Genomic DNA, 16719 nt, shown 5'->3' with positions numbered 1-16719 from the left:
CAGGGCCTTGAGGACAAATCTTACGAACCGCCTTAAGGGTCTGGTACGAAAATACAACAAAATTTACGAAAAGAGCCTATCCAAGGAATATAAAAGAGGTGAGAGTATGTCACGAACCATTAATGATGTTCGAAAATTCTATCAGACTAACAAAGAAAAAAGCTCTTTTTCTGTTTCAGATTCAATTGAAGAAGCGTTGTCCGTTTTTTTCTCCATCCTTAAGAACCAAGATATTCATGTGGATTTCGAATACCGAGGCCTGCAAATGGCCTATGGAGTTCCCAATGAATTCAGTCAAATTGTTTTACATATTTTGACGAACGCAAGAGAATCTTTTGTTAGGAACCATATCCAAAATAGAAAAATGAAAATCCAGATTTATACGAATGAGAATCTTATAGTAGTGGAGATTACTGATAATGCAGGTGATATCGATTCTTCACATATCTCAAGGTTATTCGAACCCAATTTCACTACAAAAGAGCATGGAACTGGTAATGGCCTTTATATAACGAAAATGATTATTGAAAAAATGAATGGTTTCGTAAAGGTAGAAAATACTGAGGATGGAGCAAGATTCAGTCTTTCCATTCCAAAATTTGCTTCCGAAAATAATGCATCAATTTAACAAAAAAGCTTCCGACCACTCGGAAGCTATTATTTTTTGTAAACAATCTAATTATGTTATAGTTAGAGTGGATAGTAAAATTAAGGAAATAAAGGAAGTGTATTTCATGGCAGTCGAAAATCCAGCATTAGAGGAAATAGGAGCAATTTTAAAAAAATCTAAACGTATCGCTGTTGTAGGCTTAAGTGATAAACCAGACAGAACCTCTTATATGGTGTCAGAGGTGATGCAAAAAGCAGGATATGATATTATTCCCGTGAATCCAAGTGTTGATGAAGTACTAGGTGTGAAAGCGGTTGCTTCTTTAAAGGACATTGAAGGACACATTGATATTGTCAATGTTTTCCGCCGATCAGAACAATTGTTTGATGTGGCAAAAGAATTCGATGAAATTGATGCAGATGTTTTTTGGGCACAGCAAGGCTTAGTAAATGAAGAAACATATGAGTTTTTGAAGGAAAAAGGATATACAGTAATTATGGATCTTTGTATAAAAGTGGCACATGCTTTAACAAAATAATCATTTGCTGGAAAAAAGCTGCTAAAAAATTAGCAGTTTTTTTCTTTTCTTGACTTAAAATACTGTTACATAAATATGTTGTTTCACATTAGACATTTGCCAAATCGAAATAAATCGCTAAAATAAAGCTTAGACGCCGTAAACATGTGGTACAATTATAAGCGGCAAACATTCGTTCTAAATTATGGAAACAACTTTTACACGAATGATAAAATTACTCATAAAGATAGCAAGTAGAAAGTGTTTTTTCTTTTGTAGGGAATGAAAGGGGTATTTAAGTGGCAAGTAATCAGAAAGCTTTTGAATATAATGATGATGCCATACAGGTACTAGAGGGACTGGAGGCCGTCAGGAAGCGACCAGGAATGTACATCGGGAGCACTGATACACGCGGATTACACCATCTTGTATATGAGATAGTCGACAACTCTGTCGATGAGGCTCTCGGAGGATTCGGGGACCAAATCATTGTAAAAATTCATAAAGATAATTCAATAAGTGTAATGGACAAAGGACGTGGAATGCCTACGGGTATGCATAAAATGGGGAAACCCACTCCTGAAGTCATTTTAACAATCCTCCATGCTGGGGGTAAATTTGGTCAAGGCGGCTACAAAACCAGCGGTGGTTTACATGGTGTTGGTGCCTCAGTCGTTAATGCATTATCTGAATGGTTAACTGTAACGATTAAAAGAGATGGTTTTGTTTACGAACAACGCTTTGAAAATGGTGGTAAACCGGCAACAACATTAGAGAAAATCGGTAAAACGAATCAAACTGGTACAACGATTCACTTTAAACCGGACCCGACCATCTTTTCAACAACCACCTATAATTTTGAAACATTATGTGAAAGGTTACGAGAATCGGCCTTTCTTCTAAAAGGGTTAAAGATTGAAATCATCGATGACCGAAATGACTTTCATGAGGTTTTTCATTATGAAAATGGAATAGAGGCCTTTGTCGCTTACTTAAATGAAGAAAAAGATGTACTTCATCCGGTGATTAGTTTTGAAGGAAGCCATAATGGAATTGAAGTTGAATTTGCTTTTCAATTTAATGACGGCTATTCAGAGAACATGCTTTCATTTGTAAACAATGTTCGGACGAAAGATGGAGGAACGCACGAAGTAGGTTCACGAACGGCGATGACTCGTATCTTTAATGATTACGCCCGTAAGGTTTCTCTTTTGAAAGAAAAGGAGAAAAATCTCGAGGGTGCAGATATTCGTGAAGGATTATCTGCGATTATTTCTATCCGAGTTCCTGAACAATTATTACAATTTGAGGGTCAGACAAAGGGCAAATTAGGTACGAGTGAAGCTAGATCGTCAGTAGACGCAGTGGTTTCTGAACACCTTACTTATTTCCTTGAAGAAAATCCAGACATTAGCTCTTTGTTGATTAAAAAATCTATTAAAGCCTACCAAGCCCGTGAAGCAGCAAGAAAAGCACGGGAGGATGCTAGAAGCGGTAAAAAACGGAAGCGTTCGGATGCACTATTATCAGGAAAGCTTACACCTGCCCAGTCAAGAAATCCGCAAAGAAATGAGATCTATTTAGTTGAGGGTGACTCTGCTGGCGGCTCTGCAAAACAAGGACGTGACCGACGTTTCCAAGCTGTTCTTCCATTACGTGGTAAGGTCATTAATACTGAAAAAGCAAAGCTGGCCGATATTTTTAAAAATGAAGAAATCAATACGATTATTCATACGGTTGGGGCTGGAGTAGGTTCTGATTTTAATGTAGAAGATGTGAATTATGATAAAGTTATTATCATGACAGATGCCGATACTGACGGTGCGCATATTCAAGTGTTACTGTTAACCTTTTTCTATCGGTATATGAAACCACTTATTGAAGCAGGTAAAGTGTTTATTGCACTGCCTCCTTTGTATAAAGTGAGTAGAGGAACAGGTAAAAAAGAAATCATCGAGTATGCCTGGAACGAGGATGAACTTCAGGGAGCAATTAAAAAAGTTGGCAGAGGCTATATGATCCAGCGCTATAAAGGTCTTGGCGAGATGAATGCCGACCAGCTTTGGGATACAACGATGAATCCAGAAACTCGGACATTGATTCGAGTAAAAATAGATGATGCGGCTAGAGCAGAACGACGAATCACCACTCTAATGGGTGATAAAGTTGACCCTCGCCGTAAATGGATTGAAAGCAATGTGGCGTTTGGATTAGAAGAGGATGATACAATTCTTGATAATGAAAATATTACTGTCGCCCAGGAGGAATCTGAAGAATGAGCACAAATGAGAAATTCCGTGACTTACCTCTAGAAGATGTAATCGGCGACCGTTTTGGAAGATATAGTAAATACATCATTCAAGAACGGGCCTTACCGGATGTAAGGGATGGCTTAAAACCCGTACAACGAAGAATTCTGTATGCGATGCATGTCGAAGGTAATACACAAGAAAAGGGCTTCCGTAAATCAGCAAAAACAGTGGGTAATGTAATTGGTAACTATCACCCACACGGTGATTCATCTGTTTATGAGGCAATGGTCCGGATGAGCCAGGACTGGAAGGTTAGGAATGTCCTAATCCAGATGCATGGAAACAACGGAAGTATGGACGGAGATCCTCCAGCTGCGATGCGTTATACGGAGGCTCGTTTATCTGCCATTGCTGCAGAGTTGCTTCGTGATATTGAAAAGCAAACAGTCGATTTTATCCCTAACTTCGATGATACTTCAAAGGAACCTACCGTATTACCAGCAATGTTTCCAAATTTGTTGGTAAACGGTTCAACAGGGATATCGGCAGGGTACGCAACCGATATTCCACCACATAATCTCAGAGAAGTCATTGACGGCGTCATCATGCGAATGGACCATCCAGATTCAACCGTTGATGAAATAATGACTGTCATTAAAGGACCGGATTTTCCCACTGGCGGTATCATTCAAGGTATTGATGGTATTAAAAAGGCCTATGAAACTGGTAAAGGGAAAATCATTGTTCGCAGTAAAGCGGAAATTGAAGATGTACGCGGCGGCAAGCAGCAGATTGTCGTGACGGAGATTCCGTTTGAAGTCAATAAAGCAAATCTGGTTAAGAGAATCGATGAATTCCGTCTCGACCGAAAAGTCGAGGGAATATCAGAGGTTCGTGATGAAACAGACAGAACGGGTCTCCGAATTGTCATCGAATTAAAGAAAGATGCAGATGCAAATGGTGTCCTGAACTATCTATATAAAAATAGCGATTTGCAAGTCACATATAATTTTAATATGGTTGCTATTGCAAAAAAACGTCCAAAATTATTAGGAATACGTGAAATGCTGGACGCTTATATTGAGCACCAAAAAGAAGTTGTTGTTAGAAGAACAAAATATGAGCTAGACAAAGCAAATGAACGTCAACATATCGTTGAAGGATTAATGAAGGCCCTATCCATCCTTGATGAAGTGATAGCGACGATCCGCGCATCAAAAGATAAACGCGATGCAAAAGATAACTTGATTTCCAAATTCGCATTCACTGAGGCTCAGGCGGAAGCCATCGTTTCTTTACAGCTTTACCGTTTAACCAATACCGATATAACTGCCCTTCAAAATGAAGCTGAAGAGTTGGCTAATAAAATAGCAGAATGGACTGCCATTTTATTAAGTGAAAAAAAACTAATATCGGTTATTAAAAAAGAATTAAAAGACGTACAAAAGCGATTTGCTGATGCTCGTCGTTCTAAAATAGAAGCTGAGATAGAAGAATTGAAAATAAACCTTGAGGTTACTGTACCAAGCGAGGATGTCATCGTAACGGTTACAAAAGAGGGGTATATAAAACGTACAAGCCAGCGTTCTTACGCTGCTTCAAATGGGCAAGACTTGGCGATGAAGGACTCTGACAGGTTATTAGCACAGCTAGATGTGAACACCAAAGATGTAGTCCTGTTGTTTACGAATAAAGGCAATTACTTATACTGTCCTGTCCATGAACTTCCAGATATCCGTTGGAAGGACATAGGACAGCATGTTGCCAATATCATCCCTATTGAACGGAACGAAGATATTATTCACGCTATTACGGTAAAAGATTTTGAGATTGATGCTTATCTCGTGTTTGTCACAAAAAATGGAATGGTCAAGAAAACTGAGCTTAAGCAATATAAGGCACAGCGATATTCGAAACCATTAGTGGGTGTTAATCTTAAGGATGATGATCAAGTCATTGATGTTCACCTAACCGATGGAACAAAAGAATTATTCTTAATATCTAATTTTGGGTATGCACTTTGGTTCCATGAAGAAGAAATTAGTATTGTCGGCGTCCGTGCTGCCGGTGTAAAAGGTATCAATTTGAAGGATGGGGATGTTGTTGTCGGTGGGAAGGTACTTTCACCTGACACGAAAGAATCCATTGTCATCACCACCCAACGTGGTTCTGTGAAGCGAATGAAACTGAAGGAATTTGAAAAAGCAACACGAGCTAAGCGTGGAGTTATTATTTTACGAGAGTTAAAAGCAAATCCTCATCGTGTGGTTGGTTTTGTCGTTGCGAATGACGAAGATACTGTCTTCCTTCAAACCGAAAAAGGTCACACGGAAACAATCGTAACATCTGAAATTCGCTTTAATGATCGTTATTCTAACGGTTCTTTCGTCCTTGATGAAAACGATAATGGGAAAGTAACAACCATTTGGAAGGTAGAAGGTCCAACGAAGGCGAACGAATAAAATAATTATCAAAGACTCCCTAAATATCGGGAGTCTTTTTCATGTTTTTACCAAAACTGGGGCATACTACCTGTATCAGAGTTTGGAGGGGAAAAGAATGAAAAAAGAATTACTACTCGTTGCTGCTGCATTTTTTCTCATGTCTGTTACTGCCATAACCGGTGTTCATGCCTTCGATGAAAAAGCTAAAACAGTTACCATTTCAAAATATGAATCTGACATCACTGGAGATGGAACCAATGAAAGTATTCAGCTAATAGGTGTTCCTTATGAAGATGAAGAAGATTATTTAAAAGAGATTTATATTGATATATCTACTACGGATGAAAAACAGTACAAAATTCCACTAGAAAGCGGATCGAAAGCATCTTTAAAGCTGGTTGATCTCAACCACGATGGAGTGAAGGATATATTTTCGAATGTATTAACAGGGGGAAGCGGAGGCATAACTCTTAATTACTTATATACATTGAAGGATAATATCAGTAAAGAATTGAAGGTTCCTGAACCATTAGAAATGGCAAGTACCTTTGAAAATGGTTATAAGGCGAAAATAACCATTGCGCAAACAGGTAAAACATATGAATTCGATTTAAAGGATCGAAAAAAATATTATAAAAAACTAGGACTTTATTATGAGGGACGTTTAAATGAACCAACTGAACTAACAGTAAATTCATTTCATTCTTTAAAGCCAGTTAAACTAAATACAGGTGAGGTTGTATTAAAAGGAGTACAAAGAATTACAGGGCTTGCAAATGCAGATACCATTGCTTTTGTGGAGTCAACATGGAAATATGGTGATGATAAATGGAATCTCGATACCACGAATGTACAGAGTAATGAAGAAGAGCAAGCAAGGCAGGGGAGCAAAAAATCCTAAATACAGGTAAATACACAAATGACACAGGGAAACCTGTGTTTTTTTGTAACTTTTGGGTGTCATGAAGAGTTTCTAAAAAAAGCTCACGAACTGGCTGCTAGAGCTGGAAATGGCAAAGGTGATTCGTAATTATTTTTTCTAAACCTAAATTTTTATTCCGTCTCATTAACTTAAGTATACTTGGGAAATGAGATATAATCGATATTTGTTACCATAATTATATTATGTAAACTAACAAAATTCGAAAAAGTCAGCAGCCAATACTGCTGACTTGGTTATGATTGTTCTTTTGGCATATCCATTTTATCTACGGCAATTTTTAAATCGTCATTCTTTATATGGGTGTAAATCATCGTAGTTTGAATAGATGAATGCCCTAATTGCCTTCGTAATTTTGGTACATCGTTAATTTCAGCATGATATCTTGTTGCAAATGAATGTCTTAGTTTATGTACGGATAACGACGGTTTACCAAATGCAGTAGCATACTTTTCGATTAATTTCTCAACTGACCGTGCGGAAAGTCTTCGGGATTTTCCTTTTGGTCCCATTGATGCTGCGATAAATAAAGCCTTATTATTCTTATCAACTTTGTACTTAGCTGTTCTGACAGATAGGTATGCTTGCAGATCAGCCATCGCAACCTGACTAAAGAACACGAATTGCTCTTTATTTCCTTTTCTTATTACTCTTACACAGTACTTTTTGTAGTCAATATCATCTAATTCAATACCAATTAACTCAGAAAGACGAAGCCCAGAACCCAAAATTAAGGATACGATGGCCGTATCACGTTCTTTATTTAATTGATGAAAGTTATAGATTTTTTTGTTATCTTTATTTATTTCACCATAATCATTTGCAACAAATAAACGAAACTTTTCGTATTCATCGCCAAGAAGAATTTTGCCTTCCATTTTAGCGGCTTTCGTTTCCATGCTGTCTTTTACTTCATTAAATTCAATTTTCGCCATTACATTACGGTTAATATAAGGCTTTAAATCGGGGGTTTCAGCAATATTCTGCAGATAATTAAACAGGGATTTCAGAGCTGATAACTTGCGATTGATCGTTAATTCTTTATTATTTAATTCGTAATGCAGGAAATTCAAAAAACTTTCAACCTCAATAACTGTCATTTGCTCTAATCGATTTAAAGGAATATCTTTTGCAGCTCCTATAAATAATTGCTCATTAATCATCCAATTAAAAAAGATTTTGTAATCATGGCAGTAATTAAACAAAGAGGCCGTCGAAAGCTTTCTTAATTTATGATTGATATATTCATCGACATACCAAGGCAATTCAGATAAGAGGGACTGAAGCTTTTTGAAATTTTCTTGTTTTGTTTGATTTTCCATAAAATCACCTCACTTCTATATTTTACTAAATTGACTTTATTACGTCAAATTTATATTTTACGTAATAATGTAAAGTGTAAATTCGACTTCACTTTTTATAAAAATTCTAGTCTTATGTCCTCCATATTAGACTCTTCCCTTCAATCTCTGAAATTCCTTCTGTGAAACACATAAATCCTATATAATATATTTATGATGTTTTTAAAGGAGATTTCTTAATGAATAATAAACAATTAGAAGAAAAAATTATTCAGAACTATCAAGGCGAGGAAAAAATGATGATCCTCGTATTTGCTCAATGGTGCATCAATCATGATTTAAATCCTGAAGAATTGTATTTGTGTGCCTACCCAAATCAGTCTTCAAACATTGCTTTAAAAGATGCAATGGAATTAGTTGTACCTAAAGATGAAGCTGGAGAAATTGGCGACGAAACATTACTTGGTGTCTTAGCGTTGTTTGGAAACGATGACCTTGCATTTGTTGTGACAGAAGAAATCGCTAAGATGAAATAAATTTCTTTTTTGAAAAACACAATGACCTCGGGTTGCTCTGAGGTCATTGTGTTTTAAACATTTACTATATCCCAAATTCACCTGCAATTAGTTTATAGGATTGGATTCGGTCTAATGGTGAGTGCGTTATCGTTACAATCATAATTTCATCAGAGTTATATTTTACCTGTATTTCTTGTAAGCTCTCTTTAACCTGTTGAGGATTACCTATAATCATCCCTTGTTTCTTTTCTCCATGAAGATCTATTCTTTCATTTCGAAGATAGTCCTTCGCTTCTAAAATGGAAGGAACTTCTTTCTGCCCCTCTCCCCTTTTTCTTTGCAACCCCCATACCAGTGAGCTTAGTGCTATTTCTTCTGCTTTTTCAGAAGTTTCTGCACAGATCGCTGTAACAGTCACGATTACTTGTGGAGTGTCATTTTGCTTCCTAGGTTTAAAGTTATCTCTATATTGCTTGATTATGGCTGCACCATCTTGATCACTCATAAACTGTCCAAACGCATACGAAAGTCCTTTTTCTGCTGCTAGTAATGCACTTTTCTTACTAGTACCAAGAAGCCATGGAAGTGGTGCCTCTACTGGAACTGGAGAAGCAGACACTTTCGCATGGGGATGTTCAGGTGGAATATCATTGTCTAAAAAATATAATAGCTCTTGCAATAAGTTTGGCATATACCACACCTGTTGTAAAAAGTTATCGGATAAGGCATTTGTTGCTTCTGCAGAACCACCTGGAGCCCGGCCAATGCCTACATCAATTCGGTCAGGGAACAATGTGGCCAGCATATTGTATATCTCAGCCACTTTGTATGGCTTATAATGTGGCAATAAAACGGCTCCTGGGCCTATCCGGATTTTTTTGGTATGCGCCCCAATATAACTTATCATCACTTCAGGTGCAGAACATGCAAGACCAGGTAAATCATGATGTTCCGCGATCCAATACCTCGTGTACCCTAAGTTTTCGCCTGCTTCAGCTAATTTCATAGATTCATGTAGTGCCTCTTGTGGTGACTGATTAGAAGAAATGGGGGCTTGATCCAAAATGCTTAACCTCATTCAAATAACCTCCCTTCTCCCTACTCTTTTACTTCTAGCAAAACTAACTTAAAATCTCCAACCTGCCCTTTATTATATAAATTTGTAAATGAAGTAGAGTATTGTTGAATCCGTCCTCTAAACGATAAATCCCTCTCTGGAACTTTTATATTAAATGTACCTTTGTACAATAGTGTTGTGATATCATGATATTCCTCACTAGTTACTTTAAACTCGACAGATATTTTATGTAAAGCATTCTCTGTTTTTCCTTCATACTTGTAAACGTTAATTGATGTTTCATCTAAAATAATCTCATTTACCAAAAGAAGCATCTCCTTTTATCATATAAAAATGATAGCACTTAAACTAAAGAAATAACAAACTTTCCTCCATACTTTTTAATTATGGTATGATGGTATCAGTTATTTTTTTGAGGAGTGAAATCATGAGTGTACATAAGGACTTAATTAAACATGCGAAAAATCAAAATCAAAGTTTTCAAGAGTTTCAAGCTTTGGATGAACTGCGTGAACAATATATTGAAGAAGCAGTTGAATTATGTAAACAAGGCAAACCTTTTACAACAGATAAAATTAATGAAATCACTAACAGAATGAACAGAATCAATTTACGAATCATTTCACTTAGAAAAAATGTTACTGTTGAGATGGTTCGAGAATATGTAAACACTTTAGAAAAAAAATAATCCACTCTCTTGGTGGATTATTTTTATATTCCCTCCCTACTTCCACTTTCCAGAACTGTTTAAGATAACATTTGCCTTGAGATTAATGTCCATATCTTGGTAGGCTTGATACTGGTCTAAAGCTTTCCATTGATTGTATGTCATTTTATTTCGGACATATCGATTAATTCCAAGTGGATCCACTTGGAGTTTTTGTAATTTTATTATCAGCTTTTTTCCTTCCTGATTAATTTTCTTAGTAATGATATTTTCAATTTTCTTCTGAATTTTCGGATCGGAAACGTCCTCTTTACCTGTATATTCAACAACATCCCCTATTAATTCTATATAAATAGCTGCCTTCTTTCGTGTTACGGGAACTTCAATATGGTGACTCTTTAGTTCGTAATTAAGCATGATTGAGGCTTTACCTTCCTCGCCAACATCGATTTGTTCTACAAAAACACCTTTTTGCATTTCTTCTCGAAAAAGGAAAAGATATCGTGCTTCGGAGGGCTTAAGTATTTCTACAAGTTTATCTTCGTGGAATAAACCAATGCCATTATAGGCAATATTATTTTTCTCAACTTTAAAGACCGGCAGGATTGGATCTATTCCGTCATCATAGTAGTCTCTAAGAAATTGATAAATATTATAATTCGTTCTAAAATTCTCTCTATTCAATTTTGTTAAAAACTGTTCTAGATATGTAGCATTTTGGCCTTCGTTTTTTATCTGCAGCATTATTACATCACTTGCTTCATCTTCGGCTAAAGCCAACTTTAATCTTGTACCGATACTTGCATCACGAACTAAGGAATGTAAATAAGGCAACATCCCCTTTTTAGATAATTCTTGGCCAAACAAGGAAACACGAGCTTGTCCGCTTTCTAATTTTAAATTAGTCTTAAATCTTACCTTTTCCCTCGCCTCTTTACTTGATTTCCCTTCCACAATAATCGTTTTTCGATCATATTTTCCATCCTTTGTAATGATTGGAAAGGTAACCGTTAATTTTAGGGGATTAGATTCATTATCCGTAAGATCATAGCCTACCGCGTTTATCAGCGCTAAATCATCTATTATGCGTTGCTCCGCACATCCTGTAAGTAAAAAAATGAAAATAATGATAATTAACTTATTCATTGGCTGTGTTCCTGTTCATCATTTTGGTAAAGAATACTGTAAGCAATAAAATAATCGGTAATAGAAAGGCAATCGCTGTACATGCATAAGTAATATAAGTTAACCATTGATCAACATCCTTTAAAACCTTGGGTATAAAGGAAACGAAAAAACCTATAATCAGAATCCCAATTACAAGAAAGGTTGATTTAATTTTTTTAAACTGATACTGTAATAGTTCTTTTGAACCCCATAAGTACATGACGGTCGTCATAAGCACCTTTAAGCCAAAAATCGAAAAAGTAAAATTTTCTACCCTTTCAAGGACAGGAAAAGATATATACCCCAACAAGGTTACTACCGGGTACATTTCCCTTAATAACTGCTCAAAACTGAAAAAACCAAAACTGACGAAGGTCACTCCAAAATATATAAGTGATGTAATAGAATTTCCTGCTATAAGAGATTTTAATTGTTTTCTCTCGATCATATGGATAAATAAAATGGACAGTTCATAGCCTAAAAGGGCTGTAAAAATAGACATCCCCCCATTCAACATATCCGTTTCACCTTTAAAAATAAATGGTGTAAGCCGCACAAAGCTAAATTCTGGCAGGTGGAAAGCTAATAAAAAAACAGTCCAAATGGTGAAATAAAATAAAACAACCGTTGCTTTTGCAATTTGATAGAGCTCTTTTTTTAACAACAAGTAAGTTAATATTAAACCCATTGATAGGAAGTAAATAAGGGACACATTTTGGTAAAACAACACTTTAAGGATCATTGAAAACTTAACCATGACAAATACTCCTAAAAGCATCCATATCATAGCAATAAACAAACAAAATGGAAGCGTTAGCCATTTTGGAAAAATGGCTATGATTTCAAACATTGACTTCCCTTTACTTAATTTAAAGACGAGCCAAATTAGAAGAAGATTGAGATTTACAATAAAAGAAATAATGATAAGTCCAATCCAGCCGTTGGTCCCAAAGGCTTCGGCAACAAGTCGGGGTAAAGAAAATAATGTAACACCAGACTGGATTAAATAAATCAATATCGAAGCTTGAAAGGGCGATAACTTTTCTTTCATTGTCATTATCGTTAACCCCTTTCAGCTTTTTTTCTTAAATGGACCCCTTATCAATGTGTATTTAAAGAATTTAGGATACATAGGCGATATCGGTAATAGGTAGGGAGAGTTTAAATTGGTCAGGCAGCTTAGATGGATAATCAAGATCCCCATACCAAAAATAATCCCAAGATTACCCCAAAATCCTGAAAGTATAATAAATCCAAAACGAACAATTCTAATCGATGAACTTAATAAATAACTAGGTACTACAAATGACGCGATGGCAGAAGCCGCCACTACAATAATAAGGATATTACTGGTAATCCCTGCCTGCACAGCTGCCTGCCCGATTACAATACCGCCAACAATACCGATTGTCTGTCCAACTTTTGTAGGGAGCCTAGCACCAGCTTCTCTCAAAAGCTCTAACAGGAATTCTAAAAAAAGTGCTTCAATCACAGGTGGAAACGGAACTTTACTTCGCGACTCCAGCAATGTCGGAAGTAATGCCTGCGGAATCATTTCATAGTGATAAGTTGTAACCGCTACATAAAAGGCCGTAAATATCAGGGTAACTAAAATGGCAATATACCGTGTAACCTTAATAAAAGTACTGACAATCCATCTTTGCCCGAAATCATCCATCGAATCCATAAAATCAAAAAAACTGACTGGTGTACAAAAAGCAAATGGACTGTTATCCATTAACCCTACAACTTTTCCATCAAACATTTTATATGCAATGACGTCTGGTCTCTCTGTTGTATAAAATTGTGGAAATGGTGAATTAGGATGTTCATCAATATATTGAACGAGCATATTCGTATCGACAATTGCATCGTTTTTTATTGAAAGAATTCGTTTTTTAATTTCTTCTATATCTGTCTCTGATGCTACACCTTCGATATAAAGTAAATAAACCGTCCTCTTTGCCTTATTTCCTACGTGTAATTTGATTGTCTTAAGTTGTGAACTCATCACTCTCTTACGAATAAGAGATAAATTTACATCAATCGATTCAACAAATGAATCATGTGCACCTAGAATGACCGTTTCCGTTTCAGATGGAGCAATTGAACGACCCTTTCCCTCTTTAAAAGGAAGATCATATGCTTGTTTTTCTGTGAATAAAATAGCACTTCCAGATAAAATTGCTTCTTCAACACTACTCATATCTGACAATACTTTAAACTCAGAATGGTTCAAAAAGGACTGTAATTTTTCTGGAGTGATATTTCTAATGTTTGATAAAAATTGTTCATAGTGATCCTTATTAATGAGATAGCTAAAGTAATATAATTTTACTGTTAGGTGTGGGAACTCTGTGACACTTAAATCAGAACTAATAGTAAAATTGCTTATAAATTGCTGTAGAATTGATTCTCTAGCCAAATTTGGTTCTATTTGCGCATCAAAAATTTTTTTTTCTTTATGTAGTTTGATATCCTTCAAAAAGCGATTGCGATCTTTTCGCATTCGCATCCGCCCCATCTTTTTCTTTTATTTTTTGCTAACAATGGTAATTTATTCATTTATTAGAAATTATCCTAATAACTTATATAAGGAATAAAGAACTTAAATACAGGAGGTTATCGGTGAAAAACCTAAATCCATTTACTCCTTGGGAAGAGCATTATTTTTGGGTAAATATACTTTTAGATCATTCCATTTTTGTTAGGGATTATTTATCACCAATTGAGGTAAACCTTGTGGAAGAAGCCGTAGCCTATATAGGTAGATTTTCTGAAGTAAGAAACCGACTTGAGCAAATTCCAAAAGCAAGTAATGTAAATTCTCATTCCTTTGTTGAATTTTCAAAGTTTTCTGCTCAGGTTTCCTATGATTATTACCGGTTCGAAGGAAAAATCCTTAACTTACAATTAAATAATAAAATACTTATTAACATTACCCCAACTTATTTTAACGGAACATTAAATGAAAACGGTGAATATCTAAGGATTCTGCATTACTACATGAATGGAACAGATTATCCTCCCCTGCCGCTAGTAGATTTATTAGACCTATGGTTAGAAGATCAGATTGGCCATGCTGCATTATTAAATCGAGCTCTTGATGGCATTGAACTAATACTGAAAGAAAAAGTTGACACACTGAGTAAACTTTTTTCTGCGCATATGTTAAAAAATGACGCGATAAAAGGGTATTTACGGTTTATGCCTCCTCATTTTCCTATTCAAATCGCCTTTGCACGTGAAGTTAGTGGAACAGTGCTTGCATTTAACCAATTAGTGGAACATGTTATTAAGCTATATAAAGGAAAAGAGGTTTTAAATGCGACAACGCTCCGGTTCTTAGAGCACCATTTTCCTGAGTCCTGTTATTTTTTAACGAAACTAAGTGCCTTTGTGCCAGAAATGGAAAGACCCCCTTGCTCTTTAACAGCCTATTTCAAAAACTATCACAACCACTATTAATGTTGGTTAATCCATTCTTTGTTTGCTCATACTAATTTTGGATTCATGAAATTTAGAAATGGAGCTGAACATGAAATGGAATTTGAAGCTAGAAATAGTACTGAAGCAGCCCTACACGAGTATAAAGCGGGCTTAGGTGTCTTTACTCAAAAAATGCCTGAATTTGCTAAGCACTTCAATGCCTTTACAGAAGAATGCTTTAAGGAGGGTGCTTTATCACAGCGTGAAAAACAATTAATTGCATTAGGCATTAGCCTATATACTCAGGATGAATATTGTATCATCTACCATACAAAGGGTTGTCTTGATCAAGGCTGTTCAGAACAAGAAATTCTTGAAGCTGTTGGCGTAACGGCGGCATTTGGCGGCGGAGCAGCTATGAGTCAGGCGGTTACGCTTGTTCAGGAATGCATAGAGGATTTAAATCAACTGAAACAATAATATTCCTTATTAAAACCCGCCATAGAACAATTGTTCTATGGCGGGTTTTTTAGTTCTTATTTTCTCTTACCTCTTTCATAAGGTACTTAACAAAATCATCGTCTTTTACGAGCCAGACTTCAAAATTTCTTTTTAAGTAACTTTCCCCGTCTTCAAAATTTAGAAAGGTTTGCTCTAATCTATTATCATTTCGTTCAATTGCCCACTCTTGGTCATTTACCTGGTAGATAAGATAGATATCTTCCCTTCTGTTTTTATACAGAGTGCCAAAAGAGGAGCCTTTTAGATTATATCGATTTCGTCTTGCATCTTCGGGAACTGGTTCCAAATGAAAGGTTTCAGTCACAAAGTTTTTATAGGCTTCTTCAGTTAATGAGCATCCCGATGCCTTTGCATGCCCGCCTCCTCCATATTGCCCTGCCACAGCGGAAACATCCACATGATCGTGTATAGTTCGAAAACCCATTCGTTTGCCGCCAATATTTAATATCGCTATGTAATCAAGATGAGGATATTCTTTCCCCAGTTCATTCCCTAGCTCTGAGTGATAGGATTCTGCGTAAACCACACCTGCAAAAAGCCCATCTATTTCAGTCTGAACCAGCTCCCTCCTTTTCCTACGAATATAGCGGTCAATTTTATCTTCTTCCATATCTAATATTTTCTTTTCAAACTCGTCAAATTGAAAATGTTCGCTTGTCTGAAGTCGTGTGATCATTTTTTCTTCAAATTCGTCAATTGAGACAAGGAAAAATAAAGCATTCAAACGTTGGGCGTCGTGATTTTCATTTTTTTCCCACTCCCACGTATCATATTGTCTAACCAACTCGACAAATTCAGTTATGACGTCTGACGCCTCAATGTGCTGATGAGAAATTAGATAGTCATACAAAAGTGAGGTTGCTGAAGTTAATTTCCCTTCCTCGTCCTCTACAACTACATGCCCCCATGGATAGTCATTATAATGCAGTGCTGTTTTATGGTGATCAACTAGCTGCACTTTTCCCCCATTTTGGTAAAACTTATCTAGTCTATGTTCATTTTTTTCATTTACTGACAAATCTGTAATCAACAAAAATGTATTCTTATCGTCATTTTCTAGAAACCACTCAACTTCACGATTTAAACCAGAAATGGAATTGTAGCGAACCTTCACATCTTCCCCAAATGCAAGTTTTGCTAATATTCCACACCCAACACCATCTAGATCATTATGAGACAACAGTTTATACATGCTCTTCACCTCATGAAATAGTATGGGTTCAAATCCTTAAAATTATAGGATTGGTAAAAAAATGTCTAGGACAAAACAAAAA

16 protein-coding genes are annotated in these 16719 nt (G+C 36.1%); 9 read left to right on the top strand and 7 right to left on the bottom strand.

The genetic code is table 11. From position 1 onward, the window contains the following. The 5 genes from CHI06_RS02785 to CHI06_RS02765 form a co-directional block, all read left to right on the top strand. Nucleotides 1-628: sensor histidine kinase (locus tag CHI06_RS02785; protein ID WP_218833084.1), on the top strand; the 628-nt coding region annotated here is incomplete at its 5' end. Nucleotides 629-734: 106 nt separating this feature from the next. Further along, nucleotides 735-1148 carry a CoA-binding protein gene (locus CHI06_RS02780; protein ID WP_095246898.1) on the top strand — a complete coding sequence of 138 codons (414 nt, stop codon included), beginning with the start codon at nucleotides 735-737 and terminating at the stop codon, nucleotides 1146-1148. A 278-nt stretch (nucleotides 1149-1426) separates the two neighbouring features. Continuing rightward, entirely contained in the window at nucleotides 1427-3406 is a 1980-nt protein-coding gene (gene parE / locus CHI06_RS02775; protein ID WP_095246897.1) for a DNA topoisomerase IV subunit B, read from the top strand. Beyond that, nucleotides 3403-5841, top strand: a complete 2439-nt coding sequence (gene parC, locus CHI06_RS02770) for a DNA topoisomerase IV subunit A (RefSeq protein WP_095246896.1) — start codon at nucleotides 3403-3405, stop codon at nucleotides 5839-5841. Before parE ends, parC begins: the two co-directional genes overlap by 4 nt. A gap of 97 nt (nucleotides 5842-5938) precedes the next feature. Next, on the top strand, nucleotides 5939-6724 hold the full coding sequence (locus CHI06_RS02765) for a hypothetical protein (protein WP_095246895.1): 786 nt from the start codon (nucleotides 5939-5941) through the stop codon (nucleotides 6722-6724). 275 nt (nucleotides 6725-6999) lie between these two features. Here CHI06_RS02765 and xerS read toward each other — a convergent pair whose 3' ends face one another. Continuing rightward, the gene (xerS, locus tag CHI06_RS02760) at nucleotides 7000-8085 is read right to left on the bottom strand and encodes a tyrosine recombinase XerS (RefSeq protein ID WP_095246894.1); all 1086 of its coding nucleotides are present in this window, start codon (nucleotides 8083-8085) and stop codon (nucleotides 7000-7002) included. A gap of 218 nt (nucleotides 8086-8303) precedes the next feature. Here xerS and CHI06_RS02755 point away from each other — a divergent pair, with 218 nt between their 5' ends. Continuing rightward, the gene (locus CHI06_RS02755; protein WP_095246893.1) at nucleotides 8304-8600 is read left to right on the top strand and encodes a hypothetical protein; all 297 of its coding nucleotides are present in this window, start codon (nucleotides 8304-8306) and stop codon (nucleotides 8598-8600) included. 64 nt (nucleotides 8601-8664) lie between these two features. Here CHI06_RS02755 and CHI06_RS02750 read toward each other — a convergent pair whose 3' ends face one another. Both CHI06_RS02750 and CHI06_RS02745 read right to left on the bottom strand, forming a co-directional pair. Further along, the gene (locus tag CHI06_RS02750; RefSeq protein ID WP_095246892.1) at nucleotides 8665-9660 is read right to left on the bottom strand and encodes an LLM class flavin-dependent oxidoreductase; all 996 of its coding nucleotides are present in this window, start codon (nucleotides 9658-9660) and stop codon (nucleotides 8665-8667) included. 20 nt (nucleotides 9661-9680) lie between these two features. Continuing rightward, on the bottom strand, nucleotides 9681-9965 hold the full coding sequence (locus tag CHI06_RS02745) for a DUF3219 family protein (RefSeq protein ID WP_095246891.1): 285 nt from the start codon (nucleotides 9963-9965) through the stop codon (nucleotides 9681-9683). Nucleotides 9966-10087: 122 nt separating this feature from the next. Between CHI06_RS02745 and CHI06_RS02740 the strand changes: the two genes are divergently transcribed. After that, nucleotides 10088-10348 (top strand): DUF2533 family protein, encoded by a 261-nt coding sequence (locus tag CHI06_RS02740; protein WP_095246890.1) that lies wholly within the window; start codon nucleotides 10088-10090, stop codon nucleotides 10346-10348. 36 nt (nucleotides 10349-10384) lie between these two features. Here CHI06_RS02740 and CHI06_RS02735 read toward each other — a convergent pair whose 3' ends face one another. From CHI06_RS02735 to CHI06_RS02725, 3 genes are read right to left on the bottom strand one after another with little or no spacing between them, the layout of a single operon-like run. Beyond that, nucleotides 10385-11473 (bottom strand): Ger(x)C family spore germination protein, encoded by a 1089-nt coding sequence (locus tag CHI06_RS02735; protein ID WP_095246889.1) that lies wholly within the window; start codon nucleotides 11471-11473, stop codon nucleotides 10385-10387. Next, nucleotides 11466-12551, bottom strand: a complete 1086-nt coding sequence (locus tag CHI06_RS02730) for a GerAB/ArcD/ProY family transporter (RefSeq protein WP_095246888.1) — start codon at nucleotides 12549-12551, stop codon at nucleotides 11466-11468. Before CHI06_RS02730 ends, CHI06_RS02735 begins: the two co-directional genes overlap by 8 nt. A 15-nt stretch (nucleotides 12552-12566) precedes the next feature. Next, nucleotides 12567-14003: a spore germination protein gene (locus CHI06_RS02725; RefSeq protein WP_179292516.1), complete on the bottom strand. Its 1437-nt coding sequence runs from the start codon at nucleotides 14001-14003 to the stop codon at nucleotides 12567-12569. A 119-nt stretch (nucleotides 14004-14122) separates the two neighbouring features. Between CHI06_RS02725 and CHI06_RS02720 the strand changes: the two genes are divergently transcribed. Continuing rightward, on the top strand, nucleotides 14123-14962 hold the full coding sequence (locus CHI06_RS02720; protein ID WP_095246886.1) for a DUF2935 domain-containing protein: 840 nt from the start codon (nucleotides 14123-14125) through the stop codon (nucleotides 14960-14962). Nucleotides 14963-15037: 75 nt separating this feature from the next. Beyond that, entirely contained in the window at nucleotides 15038-15403 is a 366-nt protein-coding gene (locus tag CHI06_RS02715) for a carboxymuconolactone decarboxylase family protein (protein WP_095246885.1), read from the top strand. Between the two features lie 49 nt (nucleotides 15404-15452). Here CHI06_RS02715 and CHI06_RS02710 read toward each other — a convergent pair whose 3' ends face one another. Beyond that, nucleotides 15453-16637 carry a DHH family phosphoesterase gene (locus CHI06_RS02710; RefSeq protein ID WP_095246884.1) on the bottom strand — a complete coding sequence of 395 codons (1185 nt, stop codon included), beginning with the start codon at nucleotides 16635-16637 and terminating at the stop codon, nucleotides 15453-15455. Between the last annotated feature and the right edge of the window lie 82 nt (nucleotides 16638-16719).

The sequence above is a fragment of the Bacillus sp. 7884-1 genome (assembly GCF_002272245.1).
GTDB lineage: Bacteria > Bacillota > Bacilli > Bacillales > Cytobacillaceae > Neobacillus.
The sequence above is the reverse complement of the archived record's forward strand: the minus strand, read 5'-3'. Positions and strand labels throughout refer to the sequence as shown.